10 protein-coding genes are annotated in these 13022 nt (G+C 42.6%); 5 read left to right on the top strand and 5 right to left on the bottom strand.

Annotation, left to right across the window (positions count from 1 at the left end; genetic code table 11):
* Positions 1-9: 9 nt before the first annotated feature.
* Complete coding sequence (locus R8P61_27830) at positions 10-1143, bottom strand: DegT/DnrJ/EryC1/StrS family aminotransferase (GenBank protein MDW3650919.1); 1134 nt, start codon at positions 1141-1143, stop codon at positions 10-12.
* Positions 1144-1541: 398 nt separating this feature from the next.
* On the opposite strand from R8P61_27830, the gene R8P61_27825 reads away from it, so the two are divergent.
* From R8P61_27825 to R8P61_27815, 3 genes are all read left to right on the top strand, one after another.
* Positions 1542-2798, top strand: a complete 1257-nt coding sequence (locus R8P61_27825) for a glycosyltransferase N-terminal domain-containing protein (GenBank protein MDW3650918.1) — start codon at positions 1542-1544, stop codon at positions 2796-2798.
* A gap of 114 nt (positions 2799-2912) precedes the next feature.
* Positions 2913-3260, top strand: a complete 348-nt coding sequence (locus tag R8P61_27820) for a hypothetical protein (GenBank protein MDW3650917.1) — start codon at positions 2913-2915, stop codon at positions 3258-3260.
* A gap of 25 nt (positions 3261-3285) precedes the next feature.
* Positions 3286-4353 carry a branched-chain amino acid aminotransferase gene (locus tag R8P61_27815; GenBank protein MDW3650916.1) on the top strand — a complete coding sequence of 356 codons (1068 nt, stop codon included), beginning with the start codon at positions 3286-3288 and terminating at the stop codon, positions 4351-4353.
* Positions 4354-4390: 37 nt separating this feature from the next.
* Here the strand turns inward: R8P61_27815 and R8P61_27810 are convergent, their stop codons facing one another.
* A complete protein-coding gene (locus tag R8P61_27810; GenBank protein ID MDW3650915.1) occupies positions 4391-6481 on the bottom strand; it encodes a hypothetical protein in 2091 nt (696 codons plus the stop codon).
* Between the two features lie 255 nt (positions 6482-6736).
* Between R8P61_27810 and R8P61_27805 the strand changes: the two genes are divergently transcribed.
* The gene (locus tag R8P61_27805; GenBank protein ID MDW3650914.1) at positions 6737-8728 is read left to right on the top strand and encodes a hypothetical protein; all 1992 of its coding nucleotides are present in this window, start codon (positions 6737-6739) and stop codon (positions 8726-8728) included.
* Here the strand turns inward: R8P61_27805 and R8P61_27800 are convergent.
* Together R8P61_27800 and R8P61_27795 are read right to left on the bottom strand one after the other, a co-directional pair.
* A complete protein-coding gene (locus R8P61_27800; protein MDW3650913.1) occupies positions 8725-9495 on the bottom strand; it encodes a hypothetical protein in 771 nt (256 codons plus the stop codon). The two genes, R8P61_27805 and R8P61_27800, sit on opposite strands and share 4 nt — an antisense overlap.
* Before the next feature lie 33 nt (positions 9496-9528).
* Positions 9529-10353: a hypothetical protein gene (locus R8P61_27795; protein ID MDW3650912.1), complete on the bottom strand. Its 825-nt coding sequence runs from the start codon at positions 10351-10353 to the stop codon at positions 9529-9531.
* A 309-nt stretch (positions 10354-10662) separates the two neighbouring features.
* On the opposite strand from R8P61_27795, the gene R8P61_27790 reads away from it, so the two are divergent.
* Positions 10663-11421: a hypothetical protein gene (locus R8P61_27790; protein ID MDW3650911.1), complete on the top strand. Its 759-nt coding sequence runs from the start codon at positions 10663-10665 to the stop codon at positions 11419-11421.
* Here the strand turns inward: R8P61_27790 and R8P61_27785 are convergent.
* A complete protein-coding gene (locus tag R8P61_27785) occupies positions 11418-13001 on the bottom strand; it encodes an NFACT RNA binding domain-containing protein (protein MDW3650910.1) in 1584 nt (527 codons plus the stop codon). The two genes, R8P61_27790 and R8P61_27785, sit on opposite strands and share 4 nt — an antisense overlap.
* Positions 13002-13022: the final 21 nt, after the last annotated feature.

Raw genomic sequence — 13022 nt, 5'->3', positions numbered from 1 at the left:
ATAATAAAATTATGTTCGTAAAGCGCGGAGCAAATGATCCACGATATATTTTTGTTGTTCTTCGTCAAGTTCAGAGTGCATAGGTAAACTGAGTACCTCTGCAGTTAATTGTTCTGATACCGGGAAATCCCCCCTTTTAAATCCATAATCCAAATAAGCTGGTTGTTCATGACAACAAAGCGGATAGTAAATCATGGTAGGAATACCCCATTCATCCATTTGGGCTTTTACCTTATCTCTCAAGTCCCTTCCCGCCTTTACTTTTAAGGTATACTGGTGGAAGACATGCTTGCTGTTAGATGCCCTTTTAGGGATCTCTAATTCATCAACATCAGCCAATAAGGCATCATATCTATCTGCAGCAGCTATCCTTGAAGCATTATATCGATCAAGGTGCTTGAGTTTTACTTGCAAAACTGCTGCCTGAATGGCATCCAGACGGCTATTTACTCCTATAGAATCATGGTAATACCTTTTGGTAGATCCATGATTGCAAATCATCTGTATTTTCTTCGCCAATTCATCATTTCCGGAAAAGATGGCTCCTCCATCTCCATAGGCTCCCAGATTTTTGCTAGGGTAAAAGGAAGTTGTTCCAATATCTCCTATGGTGCCTGTCTTGACAACTTTCCCATCCGGAAAATGATAATCAGAACCTATGGATTGAGCTGTATCCTCAACCACAGACAATCCATGTTTCCTGGCAATCTCCATAATCGGTGCCATATTGGCTGCCTGCCCAAATAAATGTACAGGTAATATGACTTTGGTCCGATCTGAAATGGCCGCCTCAATCTTACTCACATCCATGTTGAAAGTATCCGGCTCAACATCTACAAATACAGGCCTTAAACGGAGAAGTGCTATAACTTCAACCGTAGCAATATAAGTGAAGGCAGGAGTAATAACTTCATCTCCTGGCTCTAGGTCCAAAGCCATTAGAGCCACTTGCAAAGCATCTGTACCATTTGCACATGCGATCACATGTGAAACATCCAGAAAGTCTGCAAGGTCTTTTCTAAATGACTGGACAACGGGTCCATTAATGTAGATAGCTGATTGAACTACTTCGCTGACTGCCGAATCTACCTCTTCCTTAATTTTTTCGTACTGTGTAATGGTGTCAACCATCCGAATCTTCATACGCTGGTAAAACTAATCAGGGTGAATGTTTAAAGGAATGAGAAATAACGAGGGGCGGTGCTAAAGTAGCAAATATAGCCGACATAGCAGGCCATACTTCGCCAACAGATATTCTTTATATCTGAATGGTTACTAGAGCTGTGTTTCCGTCACACCCGGTATTTAACAATATTTCAAAGCACGAATTTAGGATAAAAAACGGGGTATATACTAATAGTCACAAAACAATTATTACGTCTTTCCATCATTCAAAATGCTCCAAAATAGTAGTAAAAATGACCATAAGCCCCGGCCATTGCAGAATTTACATGCGTTTCCCAGAGCTCAGCAAATACTTTCTCTATACTTAATTGTATGATGTCTGCATTTTTCTTACTTATGCCTGCAGAGCATTTACTATGACAAAGTTTCTCTATCACCTGGGTATACACCTTTATGGATGGGCGCTTCATCTGGCAGCGGCCTTTCATCCCAAGGCTAGAAAGTGGGTGAAAGGGAGAAATGACTGGAATAATTCCCTACGAGAAAACCTTCCTCAAAAATCTCAATGGATTTGGGTTCACTGTGCCTCACTTGGTGAGTTTGAGCAAGCCAGAAATCTCATAGAATACCTGAAAAGTAATCAGCCTGAGATCGGGATTTTGCTTAGTTTTTTTTCCCCCTCAGGCTATGAGATCAGAAAGAATTATGCGCATGCGGATCACATCTGCTACCTCCCCCTCGATACTGCAAAAAATGCCCGGGAATTTGTCGAGATTCTAAAACCGGATCTGGTCTTCTTTGTCAAGTACGAACTTTGGATCAATTATTTAAATGAACTGGAAAAACGGAATATACCCACCGTTTTACTGTCAGCCAGAGTTAGGGAAAAAAGTTCATTTTTCACCAGCCCCTTAGCTACTTTGTACAAACGAGTATTTCGTTCATTTTACATGATCTTTACCCAGGACAAAATAAGCAAGGAGCTGATTCAGGACTTTTCAGGAACAGATAAAATCATGGTAAGTTCAGATACTCGCTATGATCGTGTACGGGCAAATAAAGAGGCCTTTTCTGAAATACCTGAAATCCAGCAATTCAAAAAAGATCGACTTTGTATAATAGCCGGGAGTTCCTGGCCTAAAGGAGAAGAGTTGCTCATGCAGGCTTTTGAAGAGCTGAGTCAAGATCTTGATATTTGTATGATTGTGGCTGCTCACGAAATTCGCGAATCACGAATTAGTGCCTGGGTGCAGAAATACCCACGAATCAGCCAGCGTTTTTCCAAAATTTCTGAACTCAAAGATGAAGATCGCATCCTTTGGATCGATAATATCGGGATGCTCTCCAGGCTTTATCACTATGGAGATATCGCCTATGTAGGAGGCGGTTGGGGAACGGGCCTCCATAATATCCTGGAAGCTGCTACATTTGGCTGTCCCGTTTTGATTGGTCCGATTCATGATAAGTTTCCAGAAGCTGCTGAAATGATAGAAGCGGGGGGATGTTTTGAAATAAAGGACATCCATACTATGAAAAGTCATTTGAAAAGATTGCTGGAAAGTGCAGAACTTCGTGCAGCTATCAATCGTATCAATAAAGACTTCATAGCGGAAAGAAGTGGGGCCACCGAAATGGTGATTTCCTGGATGAAAGAAAAAGGATTTATCTCATAATCCAGGCGCTTCATACTCGTTAGCTAGATAATTCTCTTACGAATCTTTCCCCTCTCAGCCCTCCAGCGTACTGGAAGGTTTGAACACAGCTTTCTTATTCTTTAATTTGTAGCTATGAAAGAATTACTCATCGTTGTTTCCCTCCTGTTTGCAAGTCTAAGCTTTGTCTATGGGCAAAGCACCTATGCTGCTACTAAGGCAGACCCTAGATTGTATATCAAAGCGAGTACTCCCAATGGGGATTACATGGAAATCAATTATGATATCAATGCCCCTGGTTTTATCGAATTGCACCTCTTTAATCCAGATAAAAAGAAAGTCTGGATCAAAGGAAGAGTGAGTAACAAATCCGGGGTGGATAAAATCAGAATTCCTAAAAAAGGCTTAAAAGGCAATGGTAGATGGGCTTTTGTGCTCAAATACAAAGGGAAGGACTACAATGGTAGTTTTTTCATCAACTGATAACGTAAATTATTAATCCCTGTATATGGAAACCCTGGAAAAAAACATCAGCGTTCAGCGAATCGCCCAATCTAAATTGAGCGAGGTGGACATGAACAATATTCCTTTTGGGAAAGTGTTCAGCGACCACATGTTAGTTGCAAAATATAAAGACGGTGCCTGGCAGCGTCCGGAAATTCTACCTTATGGTAAACTGCAACTAGCTCCTAGTCTGACTGCCCTGAATTATGGCCAGTCCGTTTTCGAAGGGATGAAAGCTACTCGCAATATCAAGGGAGAAGCGGTTCTCTTTCGCCCCGAAGAAAACTGGAAACGGATGAACCGATCCGCTTATAGACTATGCATGCCTGAGATCCCTAAAGAGATCTTCATCGATGGTCTGGAAGAGTTGATCAGACTTGACAGCGGATGGATTCCCTCAGCTGAGCAAGGCTCGCTTTACCTCAGACCCTTATATTTTGGCTCTGATGAGTTTATTGGTGTACATCCTTCTTCAGAATATATTTTCACGGTCTTTACCTGTCCGGTAGGCCCATTCTATGCCAAGCCTGTAGACTTGCTTGTAAGCAAGGATCACGTAAGAGCTGTAGCCGGAGGTACCGGAGCGGCCAAAGCAGCTGGTAATTATGCCGGAGCGCTATTTCCAGATAAACTGGCTAAGGCACAAGGCTACAACAATGTCCTTTGGCTGGATGCTAAAGAATTGAAGTATGTAGAGGAATGTGGAACCATGAATATGTTTTTCGTGGTTGATGATACCGTATTGACTCCACAACTTTCCGGAACTATACTTGAAGGCATCACCCGTGCCAGTGTAATCCAGTTATTGAAAGATAAAGGATACAAACTGGAGGTTAGGCCCATCTCTATTTACGAGATACAGGCGGCTTATCATGAAGGACGTCTTCAGGAGTCATTTGGAGTGGGTACAGCAGCTGTCATCTCTCATATCGCAAGAATCGGATTCTCTGGTGAGGATATGATCCTGCCTCCGATTTCAGAAAGAAAAGTAGGCAACTGGCTCAAGTCTCATATGGCTGCTATCAAAGCCGGTGAAGCAGAAGATATTCACAACTGGATGCATGTAGTTTAGCATCCCGGTTTTATATAAAATAAAGCAGGACTTCTTATCAGGAGTTCTGCTTTATTATTTTGGCCGATTTTGATTGCTCTATAAGTCCTTCTTTTCCTTCCTCCAATTTTGATCCTTCTTCCAGGATCAATCGACTTCCCTTCTCCAGGATCAGTCTACTTCCTTCCATTAATTCCAGACTTCCTTTGTCTTCGATGATCAATTTTGCTCCTTTTTTCAAACGAATGATCGCGCCTTCTTTGAGTCGAAGTCTAGAATGTCTTTTGATATTCAGGACAGATTTTTTCTCAAGAATCCACTCATTTCCTTTTTGAATATCCAGAAAAGTGGGATTTGCGAAGGTGCCTGTTTCAGGATGTTTATCTATCCGAATAGGCGTCCCACTAAGATCCAGCTCGATCTTGTTTTTCTTTGTCAACACCATTTTTCGCAGGCCTTCAAAAGCCGGAATAAGGATGTTTCCGCACCATCTTTGCGAATTGCGAATCTCCCAATCATCCAGTTTTATATCCAGATCAAAGCTTCCGTCTTCGTATTCTTTGACGATCTTTATCTGTATGCCATTGAGTATATATGGGGAAAGTGATTGCTTCTTTTTGTTATAAATGGGATAGTTGACGATGGGTTGATGCCCCGAAAGACTCAACTCATCTCCTTCCCCAAAGGCATCATTTTCATCTCCGGTACATCCGATATGGCAAACGGCTTTCCCATCGATGACCTCTGTCCAAAGTTCCTTACTTTCTTTGCTACCTCCATCTGAATTCCCATGGGCCATGCCCACTTGAATCTTTCCATTAGCATCATAATCCAAACGAATCCGCTGGAAGGAATTTTGTCCCGAAATGGGGTTGGGAGCTACTTTCTCCAGAACAGGGCTCATGAAATAGCCTGTATGCATACTTTCACCCGTCAATTTATAATCGTAATTCCCTTCGGCATTGAGCATCTTGATCATATTGGCGTGCTTGCGGTTAAAAGGATTCAGCCTGGGCTTGTTACGATCAGCTCCGGGAGCAGCAACCACATAGGCATAAATCCCCTTCGCAGATTGCGGTTCTCCTTTACTCTCGTCTTTAAAGAAAACTTTATCGTCCCATTGATCAATTTTCTGATGATTTTCCAACCAGAGGTAATCTTGAGTTCCCGGTATAGGAATCCGGATTGCATCTTTCTCCGTCAGAAAATCTTTTAATCTATACCTTCCCTCCTTTTTCACTTCCTGTATATCCATCCATCCCATCCACCAGGATTCCCAGGCATTGGCAGTAAAAAAGGGCGAATGCCAGGCAGCCATCATGCCCCAGCCTTTTTGGGGATAGTATTTATCTCCATCAGCTCCATTGGCTCCCAGATAATGCGGGCATCCATAGAGATTGTGGGCAAACTCATGTTTGAAATATTCCCAGTTGTGTTCCTTATTGGAATAGGATCGAATACCTGTATGGCCATTTCGAATCTTGAGCTCAGAGCCGGGAATACTTAAGCCTCCGCTACTGCCCATACCTGTACTGCCGGGCGCACGGTGCATAAAGATCACATAATCCAGAACGCCATCCGGACCCGTCTCAGAATTATCAAACTTATAAGCGGGTTTGTTTTTTCTCTGATCATATTTACCCCAATCAAAATCCGGATAATTCTCCGCGATCCAATTGATAGCTGCCTGATTCATTTGTGACTGTCGGGCAAAGAAGTTGCCCCGATTTTCTCCTATTAATTTTACCGGCACCTGAATGGGGAAAACATCTCCAGTAAGGCGGAAACTCCCATGAGACATGGTATAGTAGAAGTCACTGACATTTAACCGGTCTGTAATACTATCCAGCAAACTGGGATCAGGGTGGAAGAGATCATTAAGCTCTCCTATTGCCATTTTGGGTAAGACTCCCTCCTTACTTTCATTTGGCCAGTTTTTGGAACCTTTCATCAAATCAGCACTACTATAGCGAACAAAGATCAGAAGTACGTGAAGATCCCCTTTTGGGCTGTGTACATCCCCAAAATAAGAAGCTTGCTCATTTTGCCCCCATGCTATTATCGGTGTCTGAAAACAAAGACAGAGGAGTAATATATATGGAATAAGACTTGATGGCGTTGTATAAAAGGTAGAATGCTGGATACTCATATGTATTGGCAAGAAATGTGGGCCTATCGAAAGAAGATTCTTTCTTCAATTCTCGTAAGAAATAGGCCGATAATAATTGATAAACGGCTTTCTCCCTTAAATGTAAGCTACTAAAGTTAAGAAAGGCTGCAATTAAGGGTATAAGTTTTATCATATACGAAATAAGTTTCTAAAAAATTCTCTGTAATAAAACATTTGGCTTCGTTTTGGTACATCAAGCTTGACTCGCCAATTTTAGTGCTTAAGCATTATAACATGACCCTGACCAAAATCCTGATTCTATGCTTTTTATGGGCGGGCTTTATTCAGGCCCAGGATAATCCTTCGCAGGAAAGATCCAGCCAGAAGCAAGAGATCGAAGAAAAGATCAAGGTCACCCCTTATGAGCTTTTTAGCCGCACCCTCCTCAATCATAAAGGTCATGACACGCTCTTAATAGAAAACCTGAGTTCGGAGGATATTTCCTGGTACAGTCAGCATTCTTACGATTGGCTGTATCCTGAAAAGATATCCGGGACCTTAAAGGCAGGAGAAAGTATGAAGCTTCCTCTGGAGATGCGTGTAGACACTTTACCGATTGCCATCTACAGTGATACTTTACGGATCAAGGATAGTAAAAGCAGGGAAGAATTGGTGTATGTCCCTATCGAAGTCATGCTGGAAGCAAAGCCTGAAATTCATATTCCTATCAAGGAATTTACGGCTACCCTCATGGCAAATGGATTTAAGCAAATCAATTTCAGTATAGAGAATAAAGGAAATACAGAACTCGACTACAGCTTGTACACCGATGTTTCTGTGCCCTGGATGCAAGCAATGATGCCTACTCAGGGTGTGCTTCCTCCGGGAGAAAGTCAGATGCTTTCCCTGATCGTAAGTGGAGAAGGCATAGACAATGGGAGTTATCAGGGAAATGCATGGATATCTTCCAATGATCCCAAACAATCCCGTTCTTTCATTCAGGTAGATTTGACCGTCAGTACAGAAAAAGCTGCCCTGATCAGCGATTGGGATAAGGCGGGTCTTTGTAGAGAGGAAAGTTTTGATATTCCTTTTCAATTTAAGGGATTGATTCTGGGTAAAGGCAATGAGATCATTGCTGAGATATCAGATAAAGCAGGGAATTTTAAGAAAGCGAGACGAATCGGAGCGATAAGAAGTCAGGATACGAGTGGAGTAGTCAGGGTAAATATTCCCAAAGAGCTGGAAGAGAGCTCAAACTATAAAGTGAGACTGAGAAGTACGGATCCGAAGATGCTGAGCATTGATGGAGGCAAATTTCTGAGTGTAGGACCAGACACCAAGCTTTCCTTTGAGAAACTGGATGCGGTCTGTGATACAGAAAATGAAATTGAATTAACTCAGGCAAGCCCATTGGGAGGGGTATATAGAGGCGGTGGAGTAAGTGAAGGAAAGTTTTTTGCCCGGAATGTAGGTGCAGGAACACATAAAATCGAATATATCTATACCACAGAAGAGGGCTGCAAGAGAGAGGTTGCTCAGGAAATTGTTGTAAAAGAGAGTCCAAAGATTAGCCATCGCCAGGTAGATCTTATATGCCTGGGATCACCTGCCATTTCTATAAAAGGCGGCAAACCATTGGGAGGATATTATGAAGGAAGAGGCATTCAGGCATCCGGGCTCTTGATTCCGGAAGAACTAAAAGCCGGAGGTCAAAAAGTCAGATATATTGTTGAGCAAAGTGAATGTAAAAGTGAGGTTGAAGTCCCACTCCAAATCTCTGAATCACCCACAAAGCCTGAGCTTGTGCAGGATGGAGATAAATTGCTTGCGAAAGATTATCATGAATACATTTGGCTCAATGATGGCCAGGCAATTCCCAATGGGAACAGCAACGTACTTATTCCCAAAGAATATGGAGAATTTACCCTCATCGTCAAGAATGAAGCGGGCTGCTCCGCGGTATCTGATCCGATTACATTTGAAGCACCAGACATTGCATCCAATATCTGGAGCTCTCTGGAAATTAGTCCAAATCCGGCCATCAATCATCTATTTATAGAAGGGAATATTGAAGGATCAGAACATCCCGCAAAGATCAATATGAAACTATCCGACGATCAAGGAAGGTCCATGATCGAAGCGACTTATGGAAACATCCAGGGAAAATTCAAAAGACAGGTTCGCTGGAGTGGATTGAAACCTGGTATTTACCAGCTATCCCTCGAATGGGAAGGCCAAACCTTTGAAAAACAGGTTGTCATAAGTGAGAACAAGGAATCCTAGAATCCCACTGAAAATTGTAAAGTCAATCCCTGATACTCTACATTTCGAAAAGTAGATTCACCAGGGACAACTCCCCCTCTGAAGGCATTAGGTCTTTCGCTTGCCTGCTGGAATTTATATCCTCCCATGACCGTCCACTCAAGATTTCCCTGTGTATGAATCTTGTATCCAATTGCAGCAAAGGCCATAAGCCCTCCCTCAATTTGTGAATTTGGCCAATTGGGATTCACCGCAAAAGCATAACCTCCTGACACATGATAATGGGGCGTAACACGACTTCTCATCAGGTCTCCACTCAGATCCAGGTATATCGGCATATAGGTCCCTCCTTCATAATTATCTACTCCTACCCCGATTCCCAGCCCTAAGAGACGATCGATGCGGTAACCTGTGCGAATATGAATCCCCACATCCAACCGATCACGATCACTCCCATCTCTAAAGGAGAAATGTGAACTCAGGTACATATAGGCTCCACGTTCGCGATATAAGATCGGCTTTTGCCTATAGTTATACGTCCGCTTTACTCGTAGAAATCTACTGGGATCGCGGCTGATTGATTCGATTTTTTCCTGTTCAATGATGAGAACACTTCCTCCTACCAGCTCTATTTTCACATGCTTTCCAGCTTCTTGTTCCAAAATCCATCCATAGATCACATGTCCATCTTTTAACTCAATAACATCTTCCATTTTTCCTGTGGTCTGGGCAGAGGCCATAAAACAAGTCAGGAAAAACAGGAGAATTGTATAGCTTAATCGTTTCATGATTGGGGAATTAGTGATTGATACTGACATGCCCTAAAAGTTATAACCAAACTGTAAGACGATCTTTTGGTAACGTCTTGTACCAATAACCAAAGGAGGATCAGGCACAGCTCCTCCCGGAAAACCACAACAGAAAAAGTTGGGGGGAAATTCACGAAACTCCTGATAGGTGTTTTGAATCTTGAAGCCCAAGCTGATATAATAGGAGCGACGGTTTGCAGTGTACCAGTGCAGCCCCAAAGCAGCATGTGCCATCAGACCTCCATCAAATACAATATGATCCCTCGTCCCACCTGTTCCAAAGCCATAACCTCCTTGTAGCAAATAAAAAGGAGTAGCTTTTTGCTTCAATAAATCTCCCTGTATCTCGATAAAAGCCGGTATTACCAGACCTCCTTCATAAAAATCAAAACCGGTTCCCAGCCCTGCCTGAAAAAAGCGGCTGAAATTGTATAGGGCCCTTAAATGAGTAGAGAAATTTGTCAGAATCCTGTCGCCGGTTTCATTGAAAGTAAACGCATAGGAAATATGTGGATAGAATTTCTTTTCCTCCATATACCTAATCGGAGTCAATCCCGGACGATACCTGAGTTTTAATTGAGTAAATTTTGAAGCCTCTCGCGTGATTTTTTCAATTTCGCTGGTTTTGTAGGAAAATATCGTTCCTTCACGAAGGCGGATTTTTACATAATCCTTCACTTCATATTCGATGATTTCCCCTCTGAGGACACTTCCATTTTTCAGGTAGATGACATCTTCTTCATATACTCTGTTTTGTGCTTCCAGTGTTGATGCTATTCCGATGAGAAGGAATAAGAACAATAGGAGCCTTACATATGCAATCCTACGTATCGGCATAAGTTCTTTTTGATAAATGATTGAGTTCCAAAAATTAACAGGAAAAGCTTGAATTGTAAATAGAAATATTTGTGCATATCCATAATGGGCTAAATTCCTGTAAACTCTTTTTTGTGTTTTCCCTTAAATGTAGTAGAAATTCATAAGCTAGACGGAATCTGAGCCCTAAGTGCTGCATTTACAGCTGGCTCAAAGCCAATCCTTTTCCTTTTCCCGACAAAGTGCACTAATTATCCAGCAAAGAATAAGCAGGACGTTCCAAATTGTGAATTATCTTCTTTAATTTCCTTCTCTAATAATTTAAGATCCGTGCCTGTACAAGCCTCCAAGTACCTTATTCTCATTCTGCGAATCACCTGCTCCGCCGAAATTCTGGGTAGTGCCTATAAACATTTCATTCAGGGCAGCAATCCTGTTTTTCTCCTGATCTTTGGTTTGGGCCTGCTTTTCGTATGGATGAAAGAAAGTAAAATAAGCTTTTATGGATTGATGGGAACCTCAGGATTTTTCTTCCTGCTTGCGATAATTAAATTTATCGGCTCCGGATATCAAATCGCTCAATTGGTGGAGTTGACCCTACAATTCAGTAGTCCCGCTCTCCTGGCTATTGCCCTACAATCAGAATCAAAAGAGAGGCTCTATGCCTATTTTCGCCTGGCCATAGCTTTGACCTTTCTGGGACACGGATGGTATGCTTTGGGATTTATTTACGAACAGCCGCCTCATTTTCATGAGATGGTATCAAACAGCCTGGGATTTCTGGGAATGAAAGCAGCCTGGACCTCAGAATTCCTGATCGCTGCTGGTGCCATGGATATGCTGGTAGTGATCGCCATGTTTATTCCTAAATATGTGAAAGCTGGTGCATTTTATGCAGCTATTTGGGGCTTTCTTACCTCTGCCGCTCGGATTGCTTCTTATGTACGCTTCGGACCGGATTTTTGGCTACAGCTTTCTCAGTATCTGCCCGAATTCCTCATTAGAACTTCGCATTACAGCATTCCCTGGCTCGTCTTTGAGGAGGCTAAAATGGAGGAAGAAGCAGAAGTAGAATCTCTCAAAGTTTAGGTTCTGATAGGTTCTACCATAATGACGGATTCCCGATCAACGGCTACTTTGCCTGGAGGATCTCCTTTTCTTTTTCTGATATATTTTCTGGGGGTATAAAGGACCGGTACCAGGCTGTCGTTTTTCCTTTTGGAGTAAAAGGCAGCCAATTGTGCCGCATATTCGAGCACCGTTCCCGGGAGGGCTTTTCCTGCCCTCTGTCGAATCACCACATGAGAACCGGCTACATCTTTGGCATGCAGCCAGAGATCATCCTTAGAAGCAAATTTGAAACTCAACTCATCATTGTTACGGGCGTTCTTCCCAACAAAAATCTCGTAGCCTTCCTTCTGAAACGTTCTATATGGATATCGATTTCGTGCTTTCTGACTTTCCTCTTTTTGCTGTTCCTTGAAAAAGATTCGCATCCGTTTCAACTCATCCGTATTGAAGCTATTTCCTTCCAGTCTCAATTCATCGGGATGGGTAAAGGCCTGCAATTCCTCCCAATCTGTCTCTGCTGCCAGTAACTTCTCCCCTACCTCATCCATCTGAGCTTTCAAATGGACAAGTTTTGCCTTCCGTTGCTTATGCTTTCGGTAATAGGCCTGTGCATTATCCTGAGGATTAAGTTTAGGGTCTAGCTTGATTTTCACTTCTCCCTCTCCATAGAAATCCGGCAGACTCACTGATTTCTGTCCAGCTTCCATTGCATGCAGATTCGCCATCAAAATATGTCCCAACTCCTCCGGATTTCGGTCATGCTCCAGGCTATAAATGTTCTTTTCGTAAGAGCCATAGACCTTGCGAAACTTCTTCAGGGGTTTCTGCAATCGCTGTGAAAGACTTTTATAGGTTCGCTGATAGCTTTGAAATTGGTAATAGCATTTCTGGAAGGTCTGCAGGGCAATAATGATCCCTTTTTCAATTCCAAGGCCTTCCGCTTCCGGAAAGAGCAGGAATTTAACTTTCTCCTTCCTTTTACTTACAAAATATACAGCCTCCTTTACCTCCTCCTGTACGATATGATAAGCTTCAGAAAAAGAGTTGCCCGAATCCATATGAAATAAGGTTCGGGCAGCAAATTCTTTATCAAAAATGGGTGAAATTTTTCGGAGGGCTTTCAGGATAGATGCCTGATCCTGTTCCGGATTTTCCTCGATATATTCAGGATGATAGGCTCCTGCCTGGGGACGGTATTGCCAATCCTCTTCTCTTTGCTGGTTAAACAGGCGAGTGATCGCCCCTTCCTGCTCCAGCAATACATTGGCCCCGATCCCATGCATTTTCAAAATCAATCGTCTCTTCCCATCCAGCTCAAGGATCATCACCCGCTCATACTCAACGACCTCAATCCCTTCGATTTTTGCCCCTATGATCTCAGGGAAAAGATTCACCACATTTTTCCTTGCACGACTATAATCGTCTACGGGGATCAGATAGGTCAAAGGTGTATGGCAGCCGATCCGTAAATATCCGCTTTCCAATTCAATCACCAGCTCATTCTTATTTTGCGAAAGGCAGGAATAGATCTCCTCCCCCAGGAATTTTTCCTGAAGAGCCTTTGCCAAATGAAGGAGGGTATAGTGATGAAAATGCATGTGGCAAATTTCATTACTTTT

The organism is Bacteroidia bacterium, from assembly GCA_033391075.1.
In the GTDB taxonomy this organism is placed as follows: Bacteria; Bacteroidota; Bacteroidia; order J057; family J057; genus JAWPMV01.
The sequence above is the reverse complement of the archived record's forward strand: the minus strand, read 5'-3'. Positions and strand labels throughout refer to the sequence as shown.

What these genes read in the sequence shown, in the direction of transcription:
- R8P61_27785 (MDW3650910.1), bottom strand. Translation starts at nt 13,001, where the DNA reads ATGCATTTTCATCACTATACCCTCCTTCATTTGGCAAAGGCTCTTCAG.
- R8P61_27830 (MDW3650919.1), bottom strand. Translation starts at nt 1,143, where the DNA reads ATGAAGATTCGGATGGTTGACACCATTACACAGTACGAAAAAATTAAG.
- R8P61_27815 (MDW3650916.1), top strand. Translation starts at nt 3,286, where the DNA reads ATGGAAACCCTGGAAAAAAACATCAGCGTTCAGCGAATCGCCCAATCT.
- R8P61_27795 (MDW3650912.1), bottom strand. Translation starts at nt 10,353, where the DNA reads ATGCCGATACGTAGGATTGCATATGTAAGGCTCCTATTGTTCTTATTC.
- R8P61_27825 (MDW3650918.1), top strand. Translation starts at nt 1,542, where the DNA reads ATGACAAAGTTTCTCTATCACCTGGGTATACACCTTTATGGATGGGCG.
- R8P61_27810 (MDW3650915.1), bottom strand. Translation starts at nt 6,481, where the DNA reads ATGAGTATCCAGCATTCTACCTTTTATACAACGCCATCAAGTCTTATT.
- R8P61_27820 (MDW3650917.1), top strand. Translation starts at nt 2,913, where the DNA reads ATGAAAGAATTACTCATCGTTGTTTCCCTCCTGTTTGCAAGTCTAAGC.
- R8P61_27805 (MDW3650914.1), top strand. Translation starts at nt 6,737, where the DNA reads ATGACCCTGACCAAAATCCTGATTCTATGCTTTTTATGGGCGGGCTTT.
- R8P61_27800 (MDW3650913.1), bottom strand. Translation starts at nt 9,495, where the DNA reads ATGAAACGATTAAGCTATACAATTCTCCTGTTTTTCCTGACTTGTTTT.